We start from the raw sequence: 20,457 nt of genomic DNA on the forward strand, positions 1-20,457 counted from the left end.
TGGGTCTCCCCGGCCCGTCCGCCGCATCCGGTGCCACAAGTCTGGAGCGCGGTCGGCTCTTGCGGTCAATCCGCCGGCCGGCGAATCTGGCTCGCCTCGCGCAGGGCCGCCCACGTATCCGCCACGGGACCCATGTGCCGAAGCTTGTCGGGGTTGATCACCGTGCGGATCGTTTGGACCTGTCCGTCGAGTACGTCGAGCGCCCAGGTGCTGAGGACCCTGCCGTCCGGGTCGCGGAAGATCGCGCCCGGCTGGCCGTTCACCTGGTGCTGCTCCACGACACCACCGAGTCTGACGAACAGTGGGACGAGCGTGGCGAGCACCCGGCCCACGTTCTCGGCGCCGAGGAAGACGGGCTTCCACTGCGGGGCCTTGCCGCCGCCGTCGCCGACCAGCTGAACGTCGGCGGCGAGGAGCGCCCGCAGCCCGTCGACGTCGCCTTCCCTGAAGGCGTCGAAGAACCGCTCGGCGAGTTCCTCGCGCCGCCTCCTGTCGGCCTCGAACCGGGGTCGGCCCGCGTCCATGTGGCGGCGCGCCCGCACCGCGAGCTGCCGGCAGGCCGCCTCCGAGCGCCCCACCGCCGACGCTATCTCCGGAAAGCCGAACCCGAACACCTCCCGCAGCACGAAGACCGCCCGTTCGAGCGGGCTGAGCCGTTCGAGAAGGAGCAGGGCCGCCATCGACAGCGAGTCGGCCAGCTCCGCCGAGCGCTCCGGGTCCTCATAGGGGTCGGACAGCAGCGGCTCGGGGAACCACGGCCCGACGTACTCCTCCCGCCGGACGCGAGCCGAGCGCAGCACGTCGATCGAGATCCGGGTGACCACGGCCGACAGGAACGCCTTGGCCGACGCGGGTGGTGTCGGGGAGGCCTCATAGCGCAGCCAGGTCTCCTGGACCGCGTCCTCGGCCTCGCTCACGCTGCCCAGGATCCGGTAGGCGATCGAGAACAGCAGCGGCCGCAGCTCCTCGAACTCCTCGGCGCGGGTCATGCCGGCTCTTCCTTGCGGCCCTGGCGCCACGAGGGGTGGCGCGGATCCCGTTCGGCCTTGGCGGCGGAGAAGCCGCGCCCCGCGGTCGTCACCGCCACCTGCCCGGCCGGCGGCCGGGCAGGCCAGGTAGCGCTCGCCGCGTCGTCGAGGTGCACCCGCGAGCGGTACCCGGCGCCGCCCCTGACGACCGGGACCTGCAGCGGCTCGGTGGTTGCCGTCACCACGGGACCGAGCCGTCCTCGCTGAAGAACCCGGCGGTCGGCCCGTCCGCGCCGAGCGTGGCCAGGCGCACCAAGACCGCGGCGCCCTGCGCGGGGGTGAGGTGCCCGCTGTGGTTGTTGCTGTCCGTGTCGACGTAGCCGGGGGCGGCGGCGTTGACAAGGATGCCGTCCTTCCGCAGCTCGTTGGCGTACTGCACGGTCAGCGCGCTGAGCGCGCTCTTGGAGGGCGTGTACGCGGCCGACGGCAGCAGTGCCGCGAAGGGGCCGTCCTGGTCGCTGGTGAGGGTCAGCGAGGCGGCGTGACTGCTGACGTTGACGATGCGCGGCGCCGGTGAGCGCCGCAGCAGCGGCAGCATGGCGTTGGTCACCGCTATCACCCCGAAGACGTTGGTCTCGAACACCGTCCGGACCATGTCCAGGTCGACGGAGCTGGGGACCTGGTCGTGGGCGTCCTCGGGCGATACCTGACCGGAGCCGGTGATGCCGGCGTTGTTGATCAGCACGTCGAGGTGGCCGAAGCGCTCCTCGATCTGCTTCGCGGCCGCCCGGGCGGTGGCAGGGTCGGTGACGTCCAGGGTGATCGCGTGCACGTCACCGCCTTCCGCGCGCAGGTCCGCGGCGGCCTGCTCGCCGCGCCGCGGGTCTCTGGCGCCGATCAGGACCGTCATGCCCAGGGCCGCGAGTTGCGCGGCGGCCGCACGGCCGATCCCCTTGTTCGCCCCGGTGACCAGCGCGACCTTCTGCTGTGTGGTGTGCCCGCTCATGACCAAGCTCCTTGCCATAGGAGGGGTGTCCTTCTCAGAACCTGCCTTCGAACCCGAGACGAGACAGCCCGGCCTCCTGTGACATGCACGCAGAAAACAGCTGGGGCGACGGGGCGTGCGGCTGCCGTGTCCTTCCTGTCGCAACCGCACACCCGGCCAGGCGAGCAGTACCTCCAACCCATCCGCCGGATCGTCGAATCGGTCGACGACACCCTCGAAGGCCCACCCGGTCTCGAACCGCACGGCGGACGCGGCCGTGCTGGGGTCGGCGCGAGCATCGCTCAGCACATCGTCGTGATGACCGCGCCGCCAGCCGACCCGTCACCCGGTCACCGATCGCGGTGGTCAGGTGCCGACGTAGGCCGCGAGGTGCTCGCCGGTGAGGGTGGAGCGGGCGGCGACCAGATCGGCCGGTGTGCCCTCGAAGACGATCCGGCCGCCGTCGTGGCCCGCGCCGGGACCGAGGTCGATGATCCAGTCGGCGTGCGCCATGACCGCCTGGTGATGCTCGATGACGATGACGGACTTGCCGGAGTCGACGAGCCGGTCGAGCAGGCCGAGCAGTTGCTCGACGTCGGCCAGGTGCAGCCCGGTGGTCGGCTCGTCGAGGACGTAGACGCCGCCCTTGTCGGCCATGTGGGTGGCCAGCTTGAGCCGCTGCCGCTCGCCGCCGGACAGCGTGGTCAGCGGCTGACCGAGGCTGAGGTAGCCGAGCCCGACGTCGGCGAGCCGGCCGAGGATGGCGTGCGCGGCCGGCGTGCGCGCCTCGCCGGAGCCGAAGAACTCCTGGGCCTCGGTCACCGACATCGCGAGCACCTCACTGATGTCGCGGCCGCCGAAGTGGTAGTCCAGCACCGAGGCCTGGAACCGCTTGCCTTCGCACTCCTCGCAGGGGGTGTCGACACCGGCCATCATCCCCAGGTCCATGTAGATGACGCCGGCGCCGTTGCAGTTGGGGCAGGCGCCCTCGGAGTTGGCGCTGAACAGCGCCGGCTTCACGCCGTTGGCCTTGGCGAACGCCTTGCGGATCGGATCGAGCAGTCCGGTGTACGTCGCCGGGTTGCTGCGTCGCGAGCCGCGGATGGGCGCCTGGTCGACCGAGACGACACCCGCGGAGGCGGGGATCGAGCCGTGGATCAGCGAGCTCTTGCCGGAGCCTGCGACGCCGGTGACGACGCAAAGGACGCCGAGCGGGATGTCGACGTCGACGTCCTGGAGGTTGTGGCGGCCGGCGCCGCGGATCTCCAGCGTGCCCTTGGGCGTCCGCACCGTCTCCTTGAGGGCGGCCCGGTCGTCGAGGTGGCGGCCGGTGATGGTGCCGCTGGCCCGCAGGCCCTCGAGGGTCCCCTCGTAGCAGATGGTGCCGCCCGCCGTACCGGCTCCTGGGCCCAGGTCGACGACGTGGTCGGCGATCGCGATCGCCTCTGGCTTGTGCTCGACGACGAGCACCGTGTTGCCCTTGTCCCGCAGCCGCAGCAGCAGGTCGTTCATCCGCTGGATGTCATGGGGGTGCAGGCCGATGGTGGGCTCGTCGAAGACGTAGGTCACGTCGGTGAGCGCGGAGCCGAGGTGGCGGATCATCTTGGTGCGCTGCGCCTCGCCGCCCGACAGCGTGCCCGCGGGCCGCTCGAGCGAGAGGTAGCCCAGCCCGATCTCCACGAACGATTCGAGGGTGTGCAGCAGCTTGGCGAGCAACGGCGCCACCGACGGCTCGTCGAGGCCGCGGACCCATTCGGCGAGGTCGGAGATCTGCATCGCGCAGGCGTCGGCGATGTTGACGCCCTTGATCCGAGACGAGCGGGACTCCTCGCTGAGCCGGCTGCCGTCGCACTCGGGACAGGTGGCGAAGGTGACCGCCCGTTCCACGAACGCCCGGATGTGCGGCTGCATCGCCTCCTTGTCCTTGGAGAGGAACGACTTCTGGATCTTCGGGATGAGCCCCTCGTAGGTGAGGTTGACGCCGTCGACCTTGACCTTGACCGGCTCCTTGTAGAGGAAGTCGTTGAGCTCCCTCTTGGTGTAGTCGCGGATCGGCTTGTTCGGGTCGACGAATCCCGACTCGGCGTAGACCCGCACCGTCCAGAAGCTGTCGGACTTCCAGCCGGGGATGGTGAACGCGCCCTCGGCGAGCGACTTGGAGTCGTCGTAGAGCTGGGCGAGGTCGATATCGGAGACCCTGCCCCGGCCCTCGCAGCGCAGACACATGCCTCCGGTGATGCTGAAGTCGCGACGCTCCTTCACGGTCCGTCCGCCGCGCTCCAGGGTGACCGCGCCCGCTCCACTGATCGAGGCGACGTTGAAGGAGAACGCCTGGGGCGAGCCGATGTGCGGCTGCCCCAGGCGGCTGAAGAGGATGCGCAGCATCGCGTTGGCGTCGGTGGCGGTGCCGACCGTGGAGCGGGGGTCGGCGCCCATCCGCTGCTGGTCGACGATGATCGCGGTCGTCAGCCCGTCGAGTACGTCGACCTCGGGCCGCGCCAGCGTCGGCATGAAGCCCTGCACGAAGGCGCTGTAGGTCTCGTTGATCAGCCGCTGCGACTCCGCGGCGATCGTGCTGAACACCAGAGAGCTCTTGCCCGAGCCGGAGACGCCGGTGAACACCGTCAGCCGGCGCTTCGGGAGCTCGATGCTGACGTCCTTGAGGTTGTTCACGCGCGCGCCGTGCACGCGGATCAGATCGTGGCTGTCGGCTACGTGCTGCGCAGGCGACTGCGTGTCCGTCCTCGTGGCCATGCTCATCGTGTCTCCATCTGTTACGCGGGCCGCCTTCGCGGTCTCTGTCGGCGTCGCCTCGCTCGATCTAACCAGCTCCAGCAGCATGTCTGGGTTTCCGGTATCGGCGCGGTCACGGCAACGGTCCCCTGTCTACCTGATCGGCGGCACCGGCCGGGATGCCGCGGCGCCCCTTCCGGCGCAACCGGCGGTACGGCCCACCGTGCGCCGAGGCATCGGCCGTCCAGACCCCTTGGTCGTGGTTGAGCCGATGCCCGGTATCGCGACGAGGAGGGGCACGCACTGCTCGTCAAGTGACGCGGGGACGTCGCCGTCGATCGTGCTGCACGGTGCCGTCTGCGCAGGTCAGCGCACCTGGTTGATGCGGATCAGGTTGCCTGCGGGATCGCGGACGGCGCAGTCGCGAACGCCGTACGGCTGGTCGGTCGGTTCCTGGACGATCTCGGCGCCGCCGGCCTGCAGCCGCGCGAAGGTGTCGTCGAGGTCGGGTGTGGCCAGGACGATGCCGGCGTAGGTGCCCTTGGCCATCATCTCGACGATGGTGCGGCGCTCGTCGTCGGTGACGCCGGGATCGGCCGCCGGCGGCTCCAGGACGATGGAGGTGCCGGGCTGGTCGGCGGGGCCGACGGTGATCCAGCGCATCCCGTCGTATCCGACGTCGTTGCGGACCTCGAAGCCGAGGGCGTCGCGGTAGAAGGCCAGGCAGGCGTCCGGGTCGTCGTGCGGCAGGAAGCTCGCGTGAATGGTGATGTCCATGCCGATCACGCTAGGCGCGGCTCGGGGCCGGCGCTTCTCGATTCCTGACCGGTCTGGTCACCTGTTTCGCCACGCAGGACGGCATCCCCGCCGTCGTGCGTGCCGCCTGACGGCGGTAGACGCTGGGCGGCACGCCGACCAACTCGGTGAAGCGGGTGCTGAAGGTGCCCAGCGACGAGCAGCCGACCGCGAAACAGACCTCGGTGACGCTGAGGTCGCCGCGTCGCAGCAGCGCCATCGCGCGCTCGATGCGGCGCGTCATCAGATAGCCGTAGGGCGATTCGCCGTAGGCGCGCCGGAACTCGCGGCTGAGGTGCCCGGCCGACATGTGCGCGCCGCGGGCGAGCGCCTCGACGTCCAGCGGCTGCGCGTACTCCCGGTCGATCCGGTCGCGGACGCGGCGCAGCCGCGCGAGATCGCGCAGGTGCTGTGCCGTGGCGGGTTTACTGCTCACCTGCGAAATCGTGCCACGTCGCGCCGGAGTTGCCCAGCGCCGCCGGCGTCCCGCAGCGGTGACCTGCTCCAAGGTCACATTCACTTAGCGTAGTACAAACATTACCTTCCGCTTGCACGTGTCCTCCGTGCTGTGCTGACGTGGGGGCGTGACCTCATGTCAGGACCGGGTGGTCCACGAGCTGCGCACGCTGATGGATCGCGGCATCGCCGCCGAGCACCTCGGCGCCGCGATTTCCGCGGCCATCGCGCCCTGGGTGAGTCACGACGCGCTGCGCCTGGTGGGCACCAGCCCGGCGACGGGGCTCGGGCAGGGCTCGTTCAGCTTCTGGCACCAGTACGAACGCGAACTCGCCGCGACCCTGCTCGTGCACCGCCGTACCCACGGCGACCCCTGCCGGCCTTCGTCGCTGGCGCGGCGGCAGGTGCCGGTCGCGGTCGCCGGCGCCGACGAGGGGGCGCGGCGGGCCTTCGCGGCCTGCGGCGCTTCCTGCGAGTTGCGGCTGCTCCTGCGCGACAGCCGCGGCGTGTGGGGTCTGCTCGGGCTGGTACGGGCCCACGACGCCCGCCCCTTCACCGGCGACGACCTGCACAGGGCGACGCTGCTCGGCCCTGCTCTGGTGACCGTGTTGCGCCGGTACGTCACCGCGGGCCCGCTGGCGCCCACCATGGACGCGCTGCCCGCCGGGGTGATCGTCGTCGGCCCCGACCACACGATCCGTACCGTGACGCCGCAGGCACAGGCGTGGCTCGACCGGCTGCGCTGCCCTGACAGGCACGGCAAGCATGCATGGCTGGCGGACACGTTCGTGACGGCCCTGGCGATGGACGCCGGCGAGCACGTCCGCAGCGCGGACGGCGCCCGGCCGCTCATCTGCGCCCCCGCGGCCCGCTATGGCCGCTGGCTCGCCGTCGAGGGCCAAGCCCTGGACGAGGAAGGCACGGGCGACGTGGCCGTGGTCATCCAGTCGGCCGCGGGCGGGCTGATGCTGCCCTCGTTCTGCGACTGGTACGCGATCACGCCGCGCGAGCGCCGCGTACTGGATCTGCTGTGCAGGGGAGCCGCGCCGAAGCAGATCGCGCGGCTGCTCGGCCTGTCCGCGCACACGGTGAACGACCACCTGAAGGCGGTGTTCCGCAAGACCGGCGCGGCCGGCAGGGACGAGCTCATGGCCGCGTTCACCACCTGAACGCCATCCCCAACACTGGGGGGCTGTCCAGGCCCCGGCCTCACTCGACCATGAAGGAGTTCGCACCGCTCACAGGAGAGGCACACCCGTGACAAGCATCTCAACCCCCGCCCGCCGCCAAGTCGAGAGCTTCCTGGAGTTCTCCGACCATGTGGGAGGTCTGTCCGAGGCAGACATACTGGCTCTGCTCCGCGAGCAGGGCATCACCACGCTGGAGGCACTGGTCAGCAAGGCGGTCGGCGCGCCCCGCTCCTCCCCGTCCGTCAAGATGGACGCCGCCCAGGCGCTGAGCCGGCCCAGGGCTGCCACCACGCAGCCCCTCACCCACCCGGCTCCTGCCATGGCGGTGGTCGTGGACGGCGTCGAGCACGATCCCCATGACCTGTCGCGGTTCGACGGCCGTCCGCTGACCTACATCTACGGCCCAGAGCGACTGACCGCGCTCACTGACGACAGCGCGCTCAACGGCGCGCTGTGGGCTGCCTCGCAACTGCGCGCGGCCGCGGCCGAGCGCGACCCGCGCCCCGCTACGCAGGGCCAGGTCCAGATGTTCGAGCACGTGGAGTACGCCGGAGACTGGTTCTGGTGTGCGGCTCGGCAGGGGCACAACGACCTGACCAGCGTCTACCATGGCCCGCTCCACCTGCACGACTGGAACGACGTCATCAGCTCCATCGGCGGCACGAACTGCGCCGTCCGCTACTACGAGCACATCAACTTCGGCGGCAGCTCCCTGTTCGTCACGCCTTTCTCCGACATTCCCACCCTCGTCCCCAGCGGCTGGAACGACCGCATCTCCTCCGTCTGGAACCTCGGCTGACCCCCGCACCACGGGCCTAGGGGAAGACTGGGCCGGTAGCGGGCCTGGCCGCGCCGCAGGGGCAGGACGGCATCACCGCCACTCCGTCGTCAGACAACCCGTCGCTGTCTGACAGACTTCTGGCCGTGGCTAACGCGAGTGGACGAGTGCGCGTCGGCATCCTCGGTTCTCTGGCGCTGGACACCGCTACCGGCCCGACGCCGGTCGGGGGCGCGCGGCTGCGGGCGTTGTTGGCCCGGCTGGTGCTGGACGCCGGGCGTGCCGTCCGGCCGGCGACCTTGGTCGAGGCGCTGTGGGGCGAGGCGGCGCCGGCCGACCACCTGCACGCGCTGCAATCGCTGGTGTCCCAGCTGCGCCGCGTCCTGGGCGACCCCGAGCTGATCACCTCGGGCCCGGCCGGGTATCGGCTGGCCGTCGAGCCGGACGCGGTCGACGCCGTCCGGTTCGAGCAGCTGGCCCGCGCGGGTCGGCGCTCGCACGCGCAGTCCCGGCCCGCCGAGGCCGCCGCCACCTTGCGCGAGGCCCTGAGCCTGTGGCGCGGCCCCGCCTTGGCGGACGTGCGCGAGGCACCGTTCGCCGCCGCCGAGGCCGAACGGCTCGAGCGGGCCCGGCTGGCCACCCTGGAGGACCGGGTCGAAGCCGAGCTCGCGCTGGGCGCCGACCGTGACCTGGTCGCCGAGCTCGAGTCGCTGACGCTCGCGCACCCGTTGCGCGAGCGGCTGCACGCCCAGCTGATCAGAGCTCTGGCGCTGAACGGCCGCGGCACCGAGGCGCTGGCCGCCTACCAGCGCATCCGCGGCCTGCTGGCGGACAGTTTCGGCAGCGACCCCGGCCCGCAGCTCCAGGAGGCCCACCTGGCGGTGTTGCGCGGTGAGCTGCCCCGGTCCCGCCGATCGCACGGCGGCCTGGACGTCCCGCTCACCAGCTTCGTGGGCCGCGACGACGACGTCCGTCGCGTGGTCGACCTGCTCGGTCGAGTTCGGCTGGTCACCCTGGTCGGTCCCGGAGGGGCGGGCAAGACCCGGCTGGCCAACACCATCGGCCGCCGGCTTTCGCCCTCCGGCGGGGTGTGGTTCGTCCCGCTGGCCCCGGTCGGCGCGGACGACGTGCCCCGCGCGGTGCTCGACCTGTTGCGGGGGCGTGAGGAGGGCGTGCCGCCGCGGCATGTCACCCCGGACGAGGTCCTGGACCACCTGGTCGAAACTCTCGCGGACGACGAGCTGGTGCTGGTGCTGGACAACTGCGAGCACGTGATCGAGGCCGCCGCGACGCTCGCCGGGGCCCTGCTCGGCCGGTGCCCGAGGCTGCGGGTGCTGACCACCAGCAGGGAACCCTTGCGGATCGACGGCGAGACCTCGCACCCGGTGCTCCCGCTGGAGCTGCCCGAACCGGGGTCGACGGCCGAGCGGGCCCGCGCCTGCGCGGCGGTCCGGCTGTTCCATGACCGGGCCGCCGCGGTGCGGCCGGGTTTCACTCTGGATGGCAGCGCGCTGACGGCGGCGGTGGAGATCTGCCGTCGCCTGGACGGCCTGCCGCTGGCGATCGAGCTGGCCGCGGCACGGTTGCGCGCCCTGCCGGTCGAGGCGGTCGCGGCACGGCTGGACGACCGCTTCCGGCTGCTCACAGGGGGCAGCCGCACCGCGTTGCCGCGGCACCGGACCTTGCGCGCGGCGGTGGCCTGGAGCTGGGACCTGCTCGACGCCGACGAGCGAGCGCTGCTGGAGAGCCTGTCGGTCGTGCCCGGCACCTTCACCGAGGACGCGGCGGAGGCGATCGGCCGGTCGGGCGACATTCGGGAGTTGCTGACGGCGCTGGTCGACAAGTCCCTGCTGCACCTGGCGGAGTCTGCCGACCCGCTCGAGCCGCGCTACCGCGTGCTGGAGACCATCCGGGAGTACGGCCTCGAGCGACTGGCTCTGCGTGACGAGGTCGACGTCGTACGAGGGCGGCACGCCGGGTTCTTCCTTCAGCTGGCCGAGACCGCGGACCCGTACCTGCGCACGTCCGACCAACTGCGCTGGCTGGTCCGCCTGTCCGCGGAACGGGACAACCTGTCGGCCGCGATCCGCTGGGCGGTCGAGTCCGGCGACGCCGACCTGGCGGTACGGCTCGGCGTCGCGCTGTGCTGGTTCTGGTTCCTGCGGGATTACCCGCCGGAGTCGCTGAACCTGCTGGGCCGGGTGCTCCAGGCTCGCGGCTCGACCGAGCCGCAGGCACGCGCGCTGGTGGTCGCCGCGCACGCGCTCGCCGCCACTGAGGCCATCAGCCGGCCGGAGGAGGCGGAAGCGGCCTTCGACCGGATCAGGAAGGCGCTGGAGTGCGTCGACCCCGGAACCCACCCCATCCTGCAGATGGCCCGGCTGGCGCTGGCCGTGGGCTCAGGACCCGATCGGGTCGCACCGGAGATGCTCAGGTCCCCGGACGAGCCGACGGATCCCTGGAGCCGGTCGTTGGCTCTGCTGGCGCAAGGCGTGCTGACCATGAACAGCGGGCAGGCCGCCGAGGCGACGCGCTCGCTGTCGCGCGCGCTGACCGGCTTCGAGGGACTCGGCGAGCGGTGGGGCCTGGCGACCACGCTGAGCACCCTGAGTGCGGCGTTGCAGCGGGCCGGCGACCCGGCCGCCACGCCTGCGCTGGCCGAGCGGGCCGGCCGCTACTTCCAGGAGCTCGGCATGCCCGAGCACACGATGGAGAGCGAGGTGGCGGCCGCACTGCACCTGGCCCAGGCCGGCGACGTGGATGGCGGGCGGCGGCAGCTGACGGAGTTGCTCGGCCAGGTAGAGCGGACCGGGTCGGCGGAGTCGCAGGCTCAGGTGTGCCTGGGCTTGGCGCGACTGGAATGGTGGGCCGGGCGGCTTGGGCCGGCCCGCGAACACGCCCGGCTCGGCCTGGCCGAGGCACCGCCCGGCCGGTCGACCCCGCACCTGGCCGCGTTGCTGCTGGGCGTGCTCGCCCAGGTGGACGTCGCGGAGGGTTGCCCGGACAAGGCGGTACGCCGGCTCGACCACCCGGCGGTGCACCTGACGCTGACCTGGCATACGCCGGTCGCGGCCTCGATCGCGGTCGTGGTCGCCGCGATCGAGCTGTGCCGCGATCGGCCGGAGCGGGCGGGGCGGCTGCTCGGGGTCGCCACCGTACTGCGGGGCTGGGACGACCGCGGCGACGTCGACGTGCGGACGATCACACAGCGGGCCACGGCGGCCATGGGCGCCGCCGGGTTCGCGACCGCGCACGCCACGGGTGCGGCGATGTCGCGTGCCGAGGCCGAAGACCTGGTGTCCGCGATCATCACCGCGCCCGTGGCCGGCCGCGCCGGTCAGCCGGCGTGAGCCGCGTTCGGCACGGGCTTGCCGAACATCGTGCAGGTCACGGCCATCTGGAGCGCCTGGGCGGCCTTGGCGATCTTCGGGTCGGCCTCGAACTCGGCCCAGAGCTCCGTCGAGATGAGGACGGTCGCCGAGCGGCCGCCGGTGCGGTCGGTGAGGGTGGTGGTGAGGTAGCCGGGCATGCCGCCGTCGTGACCCCAGAACGTGCCGCACGGGTGGGTACCGGTCTGGATGCCCAGGCCGTAGCCGGGCCCGTCCGGGTGCTGTGAGTCCACCGGCACGGTGGCGCGCATCTGTGCCAGCTGGGCTGCGGGCAGCAGCCTGCCGGACATCAACGCGGTGGAGAACCGGGACCAGTCCTGCGTGGTGGACACCACCGCCCCGGCCGCCCCGCCCCACCCCGGGCTGTTGTCGGAGACGTCCACGTGACCGTGGTGGCGCGCCCCGGCGAGGCGCCCGAACTCGGCCGGCACACCCGGCGGCATGTGGGCGGCATCCGGTTCGTAGCCGTGGGCGTGGGGGCCACGCCAGGCGGCGTCCGTGGCGTAGTAGGTGTGCTTGAGATTGAGCGGCCGGGCGATCCGCTCCCGGACCAGATCGGCCAGGCTCGCCCCGGTGACCCGCTCCAGGACGGCGCCGAGCGCGGCGTAGTTGGTGTTGCTGTACGACCATTTCGTGCCCGGCGCGAACAGCGGATCGTGCTTCACCCCTACGGCGAGCAGCTTCGCCGAGGTCCACCGCCGCCGATCCCTTCCGAGCATCGACGGCCGGAGCGCGGCGTCGTCGGTGTAGTCGAACAGGCCGCTGGTGTGGTTCAGCAGCATGCGCAACGTGATCGCCTTGCCGCCCGGCACCTTGCCAGGCAGCCACTTGTCCACCGGGTCGGTCAGGGCGAGCTTGCCCTCGGCGACCAGTTGCAGCACGAGCGTGGCCGTCATGGTCTTGGTGTTGGATCCCATCCGGAACTCGTCCCCTGCCGTGAGCAGGTGATCCCGTCTGGTCCAGGCGGCCTGCTCGGCGATCTCGACCGGCCGGCCGCGGCCGTCGTCGACCCGCACGATCACGCCGGGCGCCCCGGCCTCCACCAGCTTCCGCGCCAACTGCTGTAGCTGAGCGCGCTGCGCCGTGGCGCCGCTGTCGGCGTACGGCGTGGCGGCCGCGGCAGCCGGGAACGCCGCGGCCGCGGCAAGACTCACGGCCAGCGCCGAAGCTGTGACCATGCGCAGCCGTGGCCGCGCCGCACGATCCGACGAAAGAACACGTTGGGACATTGACCCGTTCCTCTGGATGCTAGGTAAGGCGGACGACCTCACCCTCCAACCCGCCGCTCACAAACCGCACACAGCACGCTGTCAGCCACCTGACCGGTGTCGCCCTGACCCAGCACGCCATCGCCACCACCGCGGGGACGTCATGGTCGAAGTCCCGGGTCATCAGTCCAGGAGTGATCCGACCACGTCGAGGCCTCGCCCGAAGTGGCTGCTAGCGTGTGCTCGTGCCGAAAACAGACAAGGTGCGCCGTCGCTGAGAGCGGCGGCGCAAAACCCCAGTTCTCGCCGTCGCTCCTGACCCGTGGCCAGGAGCGCCTTCGTGGCGCTCGGATTCCCCTTGTTCCGGAGCGCAGCCTTGTTCGCCTTGTCTCGTCGTCAACGTCGGCGTGTCCTTGTCGCCGACCTCATCTCCACCGCGGTGTTCCCGCTCGCCATCACCGGCGCGACAGCAGCCGTGCCCGATGTGACCGCGCAGTTGCCCGGGGCGGACGCCCTGGGTCCGTGGATCGTCCTCGCCTACAACGGGCTCTTCGCCGCGGCCCTCCTGCTGGCCGGGGCGACAGCGGATCGTACCGCCCGCACCCGGTTCTTCGCCGTCGGCAACATCATCGTCGCTGCCACCGGGTTCTTGTCCGCCCTCGCTCCGGACCTGTCGTCTCTGGTGGCCCTTCGTGTGGTCGCCGGCGTCGGGGCGGCCATGTGCGCGGCCGGTGGATCGTCGATGGTCCTGGCCGTGTACCCGCCGGAAGAGCGGCGTCGGGTGTACGGCTACGCGGGCGCCGTACTGGGCAGCAGTCTGGCGTTGGGGCCGGTCGTCGCCCAGGCCCTCATGGCCGTCGGAGGCTGGCCCCTCGTCTTCGTCGCGCCGGGGGCTGTCGCCGCCGTCGCGGCCTTGGCCACGCTCGGGCTTCCGGGCCTTCGCAGCGCCGAGGTGCCCGAGAACTTCGATTTCGCCGGTGCTGTCCTCTTCGGGGTGACCATCGCCGCCACGGTGACCGCCTTCGGGCTGGGCCTTGGCACCGGCGTCCCGTGGTGGGTGCCGGGCGCACTCATCCTCGTCGCGGCAGGCAGCGCCGCCTGGCTCGTCCGCGTGGAACGGCGTGCGTCCGATCCCGCGATCCCGGTGGACCTGTTGCGGATCCCCGCCTATCGGGCATACGCCTTGGCGACGGGCGCCTTCATGGGGATGCTCGTGGTGGGATTGACGGTGCTCCCGCAACTCGGCTCCGCCCAGAGCATGGGCCCAGGCGAGGCAGCGGTCATGCTCAGCCTGCTGACCGTGCCATCGACGCTCCTTCCGCTTCTTGCCGCTCGGCTCGCGCGCCGGCTGGCACGGCAGTTGGTGACAACCGCGCTGTTCGCCTGCACCGTCACCGCCGTCGTCCTCCAGGCGACCCACGATCGTGCCGCTCTTCTCGTCGCGGCCGGGGTCCTCGGGCTGTGTCTTGGGTTGACCGAAGGCGTCCCGGACGGGCAGGCGCTCAAGTACGTCCCCTCCCAGCGCGGAGGGGCGGGCGCCGCACTGTTCAGCACGACGCGGATGAGTGTGGAAACACTCATCCTGGCGACTGCCACCGGAATGATGGCAGCTCTCGGCCCCTCATCCGGCATGGCAGTCGCTGGAGCCGTGTGCCTTGCCGCCGCTCTCGTCGTCCAGCGAGCCGTCCCGTCCCGCGAGGCGTAGGCGGCCATCCCACGCGGTCAGCGGAGGGACGTTTCATCTCCACCAGTTCTGAGGGCATGGCGGTACAGATTCGGGGCCCACTACATCGCGTCCGGTCGCGGCGACCCGAGTGGAGGGCCAAGAACAAGGACCGCCACCCCTCGATCGCCGACGTCTACCGGATCCTGACCGAGGCTGCGGCCGGCGATGGGGCCTCCAGTGTGCCTGTTTGACCTGGTGCGATGTCTTCCCCTGATTTGGAGCCACAGCCGGGCATGGGTACCCTGGGGGGTATGGAGCTGACGGAATCAATGGTTGGCGATGCCGCGGTGCGGCTGCGTCGTGCTCACGGGCAACTCGCCGGAGTGATTGCGATGATCGAGGCGGGCGAGGACTGCGTCAAGGTGCTCACGCAGCTGGCGGCCGTTTCCAAGGCGCTGGACCGGGCCGGATTCAAGATCGTCGCCAGCGGACTGCGGCACTGCCAGGACGCCCAGAACCGGGGCGAGCAGCCGCCCATGGCGATGGAGGAGCTGGAAAAGCTCTTCCTCGCCCTGGCCTGACCCCCTCTCCCGAACCCCTGCTCGCACTCCGGCCTGCCCCCAGGGCCGCTCCTTCGACATGGCGCGCCGATCGTTGGCGCGCCCCAAGGCACATACTCATGACCCCGCTATACCCCCAGGGGTACTTGTCTCTGATGCATACCCCCGGGGGTAGTTGACCTGTGAGAGGATTGACATGGAGATCATCACGTTCCGTACGCCCGGGCTGGGCGACCAGAGTTACCTGCTCGCCCACGAAGGCAAGGGCGTGCTCGTGGACCCGCAGCGCGACATCGGCCGATTCCTGGCCGCCGCTACCGAGCGGGATCTCGAGCTGCGGTTCGTGCTGGAGACCCACCTGCACAACGACTACGTCTCCGGCGCCGAGCAGGCCGCATCGCGTACCGGCGCCGAGCTGGTGCTGCCCGCCGCCGCAGCGGCTGCCTATCCGTACACGCCCGCCTTCCATCTGGAGGACCTGGCCGCCGGCGGCGGCCTGAGCATCCGGCCGGTGCACACGCCCGGCCACACCCCCGAGCACACCAGCTACCTGGTGCTGATCGACCAAGAGCCGGTGGCGGTCTTCTCCGGCGGTAGCCTCCTGGTGGCCTCCGCGGGCCGTCCCGACCTGCTTGGGCCCGAGCGAGCCCCCACCTTGGCCCGGCTCCAGTACGGCTCGCTGCACCGGCTGGCCGCGCTGCCGCGCGACGTCGGCCTGTACCCGACCCACGGCGAGGGATCGTTCTGCACCACGACCGGCGCCGGCCGCTACACCTCCACCATCGGCGCCGAACAGGACGGCAACCCGCTGCTCGCCCTGCCCACCGCCGCCGCGCTCGCTGACGAACTACTGGCCGAGCCCATGCCCATCCCCGCCTTCTACGCGTACATGGGCCCCGCCAACACTCTCGGCGTCCCGCCCGCGCCCGGCCTGGACCTGCCCGAGATCACGGTGGCCGACCTGACCGACGAGGTGCACGTACTCGACATCCGGCCGCGGACCGCGCAGGCCGCCGGGTTCCTGCCTGGCTCCATCGGCATCGAGCTCGCTGAGGACTTCGGCAGCTGGGCAGGCTGGCTACTGCCGTACGGCGAGCCGATCGTCCTGGTGGCCGAGCCCGGCCAGGACGTCGCCGACGCCCGCACCCAGCTCACCAGGATCGGCCTCGACGACGTGCGCGGCGTCATCGGCGACCTCGGCACGGCCGCCACCGCCCGCTTCGAGCTGGCCGAACTGCCGGCGTTCCTGAGCCGGATGCCCGGCGCCCAGGTCCTGGACGTGCGCATGCCCAGCGAACGCCGCACCGCCTCACTGCCCGGCGCGATCGAGCGCTTCCTGCCCGACCTGCTCACCGACGGCATCCCCGCCGAACTGGATCCGGACCGGCCGGTCCTGGTGACCTGCGGCTCCGGCCGCCGCGCCGCCATCGCCGCCACCATCCTGACCCGCCACGGCTACGAGCCCGTCGTGCTCACCGGAGCCGGAGCCCCTCACGTTGCCGCCGCGGTGGCCGCCTGAACTGTCCTGATCGTCCGAACGGAGAACCTTCTTGACCACCATCGACGTGGCCACCACCCGTGCCATGACCGCCACCGCGACCGGCGTCCTGCTTCTGGACGTGCGTACCCCTGCCGAGTTCGAGACCGCGCACATCGACGGCGCCGTCAACGTGCCCCTGGACCGGCTGCAGAGCCACCTGCCCCAGCTCACTGAGGCCGCGCCCGGCCAGGTCGTGCTCATCTGCCAGTCCGGAGCCCGGGCGAGCACCGCGCACGCCGCTCTGTCCAGAGCAGAGTTGTCCACGTCAGTGGTCATGACCGGCGGCATGAACGCCTGGATCGCGGCCGGCGCGCCCGTCGTCCGCGGCCGGCAGCGTTGGGGTCTGGAACGACAGGTTCGTCTCGTGGCCGGTCTGCTGGTCCTCGTCTCGGTCCTGCTGAGCGTCCTGACGCCGTGGAGCTTGCTCGTCACCGCGTTCGTCGGGGCCGGACTGGCCTACGCCGGGGCGAGCGACACCTGCATGATGGGGCTGCTGCTGGCCCGGCTGCCGTACAACCGGGCCGCCGCGAGCGACCCTGCCGCCGCGCTCGCGCAGGCCTGTCGCCGATGACGACGGGGACGCTCGCCCTGGTGCTGATCGGCGCACTGGTCGTGGGCGTCAGCCTCGGCTTGCTCGACCGCGGCCTGTCAGACGCGCTGCTGCTGCCCGCCTTCGCCGTCATCATGGTCGTGGTGGCCGTACGCATGCTGCGCGGTCCGGAGTCCGGCGGCGGCGCCTGCCGTACCGAAACGGGCCGGATCAACCGCCGCCACTGCCTGCCGCGCACGCTCGCAGCGGGCGCCGGAGTAGGACTCATGACCGGAGTGCTCGGCGTCGGCGGCGGGTTCGCCGTCGTGCCCGCACTCGGCCTGCTGCTCGGCCTGACCGCCACCGAGGCCGCACCCGCCGCGGCGGACCTGTCCTGACGCCGGGCGTGCCCTGCTGTCGTACGGGCGGGCCGAGTACCTCTTCAAACAGGCCGCCAAGCGCTACGACCCGGCAGGCGAAGGGTTCAGTCGAACTACGCGGAGCTATCTGGCTGCTGGGGACGCGTTCGGGAGAGGACCCCCTTGTCGTCGGTACTTGCCGGGTGCGATGCCGTACTCACGCTTGAAGGCGTTGGCGAAGGCGAACTCCGAGGCGTAGCCGACCTGCCGGGCCACCGTGCTCAGGGGCGCGTCGGAGTCGCGCAGCAGTCGTTGCGCGATGATCATCCGCCACCAGGTCAGGTAGGTGAGCGGTGGCCGGCCGACCAGGGCGGTGAACCGGCGGGCGAACGCCGTCCGGGACAACCCACCTCGCGTTCCCAACTCCTCGACCGTCCAGTGCCGGGCTGGGTGGCGGTGGATGCCGCTCAGCGCCGCGATGATCGCCGGGTCGCCCAGCGCCGCGGCCCAGCCGGTGCTCGTGCCCTGCTCGGGCTGGTCGGAGAACCAGGCCCGCAGAATGTACAGCAAGAGTACGTCGAGAAGAGCCGGCACGGCGGCGTCCGCGCCGATGCGGGCGTCCTCCAGCTCGGCGCCGAGGAGGTCGACGGCGGCGCGGAGCTCGGGACGGTGACCAACCCGGGCCGGCAGGTGAACGATCTCGGGAAGGTCGTTCAGAAGCGGATGCGCGAGCGCGGCGTCGAACTGGTACGCGCCGCACAGGGTCACGCTGGGCGTGCCTGAGTCCTGCCCTGCCGCGTCTGGCGGGAACTCCTCGCGTTGCCCGAAGTAGAGGCCGTCCTCGCTGGGGATGCAGAAGGGTTCGGTCAGAGGGCTGGAAGGACTGTCGGCCAGCGCATGATCGATCGCCCGGGGAAGGAACACCACGTCCCCTGGGCTGAGCGCGATCGGTGCGCCGTCGGAGGGGAGCAGCCAGCACGTTCCCTGGAGGACCACGTGGAAGGCGGCCCCCGGGGAGGGCGGATAGCGCCGCCCCCACGGGGCGTGTCGTCGCACGCGCGCGGAAACGGGGCGACCGACGCGCATGACCGCGATCACGTCACTGAGCACATCCATGACGACAACCTATCGCCATCGTGCAGCTATCGGGACGATGGCGCATGAATAGAGGATGCTCAAGCATTGAGCGTACCTCAGCAGCCTCCCTAGGGTCGTATGCGTTCCCTCTGCCGCACCAGGAGACAACACATATGCCCCAGAGCTCGCGCTGGCGCGCGTTCGCCGTGCTCAGCGCCGTGCAACTGATGATCATCATTGATTCCAGCATCGTGTATGTGGCGCTGCCCGCCATCCAGACCCACCTCGGCTTCTCTCCCGCGGGTTTGGCTTGGGTCGTGAACGCCTACATGATCGCCTTCGGTGGCCTGCTGCTGCTGTCCGGGCGGCTGGGCGACCTGATCGGCCGCAAGCGCATGTTCGTCATCGGCCTGAGTACCTTCACCGCCGCCTCGCTGCTGTGCGGCCTGGCAGTGAGCCAGGAGATGCTCGTCGCCGCCCGGTTCGTCCAAGGGGCCGGCGGGGCGATGGCCTCCGCAGTGGTCATGGGCATCATCGTGACGATCTTCCAGGAACCGCGGGAACTGGCCAAGGCGATCGGCGCGATCGGGTTCGTCGCGGCCGCCGGCGGGGCGGTCGGCGGCACCGCCGGGGGGCTCCTCACCCAGGCCGCCGGCTGGTCCTGGATCTTCTTCGTCAACGTTCCCATCGGGGTCGTGGCCGCGGTGCTGGCCGTTCGCCTGCTGACCGCTGACCGCGGGCTCGGCCTCGCCGCGGGAGCCGACGTCGCGGGCGCCTTCCTGGTCACCGCGGGCCTGATGGTCGGCGTCTACACCATCGTCAAGGTCGAGGAGCATGGCTGGGGATCGGCGCACACGCTCGGCCTCGGCGCACTGTCCATCGTCCTGCTCGCGGCGTTCGCCGCGCGCCAGGCCAGTGCCAGGAGCCCGCTGATGCCGCTGCGGGTCTTCCGCTCACGCGACCTCACGGGCGCCAACCTCGTCCAAGTGCTGATGGTGGGCGCCATGTCCGGATTTCAGTTCCTGTCCGTCTTGTACATGCAGCGGGTCCTGGGGTACGGCGCGGCCGAGACGAGCCTGGCGGGACTGCCCGTCGCGCTGGCGCTTGCGGTCGTCTCGCTCGGCCTGTCCGCACGGTTGAACACGCGGTTCGGCCCGCGTGCCGTACTGTCGGCGGGTCTCACGCTCCTCACGGCCGCGCTGGCGCTGTTCATCCGTGCCCCGGTGGACGGCGGATACGTGGTGGACGTCCTGCCGTCCATGGTGCTGCTCGGCGTGGGCGCGGGCCTGGCGATGCCCGCGGTGATGACGCTGGCCATGACAGGTGTACGGCCCAGCGACGCCGGGCTCGCCTCCGGGCTGGCCGGGACGGGAGCGCAGGTGGGCGGCGCGATCGGCCTGGCGGCCCTGGCCGCGCTGGCGTCCGGACGCACCGCCGGGCTGACCGCCGGCGGACACAGCGCCGTCTCCGGGCTGAACGCCGGCTATCACCTGGCGTTCGGCGTCGGTGCGGGCCTCCTCGTCACCGCCGTCATCGTCGGTCTCATCATGCTGCGCTCCGAACCCGCACGGCCGCCGCAGGCCGCCCCGGCCGACGAGGCCGCGAACGCCATCCAGTCCTGACCCGACCGAGCATCGAAAGAGAAGGAACCCGTGATCAAGGTAGCGATCATCATCGGCAGCACGCGCCCGGGACGCAACGGGGAGGCCGTCGCTCGGTGGGTTTACGACCTCGCGGTCAAGCGCGACGACGCCGAGTTCGAACTGGTAGACCTCAAGGACTTCGACCTGCCGCATCTGGATGAGGTGATGCCGGCGGCGATGGGTCGGTACAGCCATCCACATACCCGCGCATGGGCCGCGAAGATCGCTTCCTTTGACGCCTACGTGTTCGTGACGCCCGAGTACAACCACTCGACCTCCGGGGCGTTGAAGAACGCCATCGACTTCCTGTACGCCGAGTGGAACAACAAGGCGGCCGGGTTCGTCAGCTACGGCAGCAACGGCGGGACCCGCGCGGTGGAGCACCTGCGGCTGGTGATGGGCGAACTCCAGGTCGCGGACGTGCGCGCCCAAGTCGCGCTGTCGCTGTTCACCGACTTCGAGAACTTCAGCGTCCTCAATCCGTCGGCCCAGCAGGAGGACGCGGCCACCGCCATGCTGGACCAGGTCGTCGCCTGGGGCCAGGCGCTGTGCCCACTGCGCAAGTAAGCGTGTTGTCGGCT

18 protein-coding genes are annotated in these 20,457 nt (G+C 71.2%); 10 read left to right on the forward strand and 8 right to left on the reverse strand.

What is annotated here, in order from left to right:
* Positions 1-65 precede the first annotated feature (65 nt).
* From ACFSKW_RS44240 to ACFSKW_RS44265, 6 genes are all read right to left on the reverse strand, one after another.
* On the reverse strand, positions 66-989 hold the full coding sequence (locus tag ACFSKW_RS44240) for an RNA polymerase sigma-70 factor (protein WP_379580579.1): 924 nt from the start codon (positions 987-989) through the stop codon (positions 66-68).
* On the reverse strand, positions 986-1,213 hold the full coding sequence (locus tag ACFSKW_RS44245) for a hypothetical protein (protein ID WP_379580581.1): 228 nt from the start codon (positions 1,211-1,213) through the stop codon (positions 986-988). Before ACFSKW_RS44245 ends, ACFSKW_RS44240 begins: the two co-directional genes overlap by 4 nt.
* Positions 1,207-1,974 (reverse strand): SDR family oxidoreductase, encoded by a 768-nt coding sequence (locus tag ACFSKW_RS44250; protein ID WP_379580583.1) that lies wholly within the window; start codon positions 1,972-1,974, stop codon positions 1,207-1,209. Before ACFSKW_RS44250 ends, ACFSKW_RS44245 begins: the two co-directional genes overlap by 7 nt.
* A 345-nt stretch (positions 1,975-2,319) precedes the next feature.
* On the reverse strand, positions 2,320-4,713 hold the full coding sequence (locus ACFSKW_RS44255) for an ATP-binding cassette domain-containing protein (protein ID WP_379580585.1): 2,394 nt from the start codon (positions 4,711-4,713) through the stop codon (positions 2,320-2,322).
* Positions 4,714-5,052: 339 nt separating this feature from the next.
* Entirely contained in the window at positions 5,053-5,463 is a 411-nt protein-coding gene (locus ACFSKW_RS44260; RefSeq protein ID WP_379580587.1) for a VOC family protein, read from the reverse strand.
* Between the two features lie 10 nt (positions 5,464-5,473).
* Complete coding sequence (locus tag ACFSKW_RS44265; RefSeq protein ID WP_379580787.1) at positions 5,474-5,926, reverse strand: helix-turn-helix transcriptional regulator; 453 nt, start codon at positions 5,924-5,926, stop codon at positions 5,474-5,476.
* 139 nt (positions 5,927-6,065) lie between these two features.
* Here ACFSKW_RS44265 and ACFSKW_RS44270 point away from each other — a divergent pair, with 139 nt between their 5' ends.
* The 3 genes from ACFSKW_RS44270 to ACFSKW_RS44280 all read left to right on the forward strand — a co-directional run bounded on the left by ACFSKW_RS44270 (position 6,066) and on the right by ACFSKW_RS44280 (position 11,255).
* Positions 6,066-7,106 carry a helix-turn-helix transcriptional regulator gene (locus ACFSKW_RS44270; protein WP_379580589.1) on the forward strand — a complete coding sequence of 347 codons (1,041 nt, stop codon included), beginning with the start codon at positions 6,066-6,068 and terminating at the stop codon, positions 7,104-7,106.
* 88 nt (positions 7,107-7,194) lie between these two features.
* Positions 7,195-7,926, forward strand: coding sequence for a hypothetical protein (locus ACFSKW_RS44275; RefSeq protein ID WP_379580591.1), 732 nt, complete (start codon positions 7,195-7,197; stop codon positions 7,924-7,926).
* Between the two features lie 125 nt (positions 7,927-8,051).
* Entirely contained in the window at positions 8,052-11,255 is a 3,204-nt protein-coding gene (locus tag ACFSKW_RS44280; protein WP_379580593.1) for an AfsR/SARP family transcriptional regulator, read from the forward strand.
* Here ACFSKW_RS44280 and ACFSKW_RS44285 read toward each other — a convergent pair.
* Positions 11,243-12,472, reverse strand: coding sequence for a serine hydrolase domain-containing protein (locus tag ACFSKW_RS44285; RefSeq protein WP_379580595.1), 1,230 nt, complete (start codon positions 12,470-12,472; stop codon positions 11,243-11,245). The two genes, ACFSKW_RS44280 and ACFSKW_RS44285, sit on opposite strands and share 13 nt — an antisense overlap.
* A gap of 415 nt (positions 12,473-12,887) precedes the next feature.
* On the opposite strand from ACFSKW_RS44285, the gene ACFSKW_RS44290 reads away from it, so the two are divergent.
* From ACFSKW_RS44290 to ACFSKW_RS44310, 5 genes are all read left to right on the forward strand, one after another.
* Positions 12,888-14,207: an MFS transporter gene (locus ACFSKW_RS44290; RefSeq protein WP_379580597.1), complete on the forward strand. Its 1,320-nt coding sequence runs from the start codon at positions 12,888-12,890 to the stop codon at positions 14,205-14,207.
* A 272-nt stretch (positions 14,208-14,479) separates the two neighbouring features.
* Positions 14,480-14,749 carry a metal-sensitive transcriptional regulator gene (locus tag ACFSKW_RS44295; RefSeq protein WP_379580599.1) on the forward strand — a complete coding sequence of 90 codons (270 nt, stop codon included), beginning with the start codon at positions 14,480-14,482 and terminating at the stop codon, positions 14,747-14,749.
* Between the two features lie 175 nt (positions 14,750-14,924).
* Entirely contained in the window at positions 14,925-16,247 is a 1,323-nt protein-coding gene (locus ACFSKW_RS44300; protein WP_379580601.1) for an MBL fold metallo-hydrolase, read from the forward strand.
* 31 nt (positions 16,248-16,278) lie between these two features.
* Positions 16,279-16,839, forward strand: coding sequence for a rhodanese-like domain-containing protein (locus ACFSKW_RS44305; RefSeq protein ID WP_379580603.1), 561 nt, complete (start codon positions 16,279-16,281; stop codon positions 16,837-16,839).
* Entirely contained in the window at positions 16,836-17,195 is a 360-nt protein-coding gene (locus ACFSKW_RS44310) for a TSUP family transporter (protein ID WP_379580605.1), read from the forward strand. Before ACFSKW_RS44305 ends, ACFSKW_RS44310 begins: the two co-directional genes overlap by 4 nt.
* Before the next feature lie 105 nt (positions 17,196-17,300).
* On the opposite strand, the gene ACFSKW_RS44315 is transcribed toward ACFSKW_RS44310, so the two are convergent.
* Entirely contained in the window at positions 17,301-18,272 is a 972-nt protein-coding gene (locus tag ACFSKW_RS44315) for an AraC family transcriptional regulator (protein WP_379580607.1), read from the reverse strand.
* A 134-nt stretch (positions 18,273-18,406) separates the two neighbouring features.
* On the opposite strand from ACFSKW_RS44315, the gene ACFSKW_RS44320 reads away from it, so the two are divergent.
* Positions 18,407-19,855, forward strand: a complete 1,449-nt coding sequence (locus ACFSKW_RS44320) for an MFS transporter (protein WP_379580608.1) — start codon at positions 18,407-18,409, stop codon at positions 19,853-19,855.
* 30 nt (positions 19,856-19,885) lie between these two features.
* Entirely contained in the window at positions 19,886-20,443 is a 558-nt protein-coding gene (locus ACFSKW_RS44325) for an NADPH-dependent FMN reductase (RefSeq protein ID WP_379580610.1), read from the forward strand.
* The last annotated feature ends 14 nt before the right edge of the window (positions 20,444-20,457 follow it).

This window comes from Nonomuraea mangrovi (assembly GCF_042681425.1).
In the GTDB taxonomy this organism is placed as follows: domain Bacteria; phylum Actinomycetota; class Actinomycetes; order Streptosporangiales; family Streptosporangiaceae; genus Nonomuraea; species Nonomuraea mangrovi.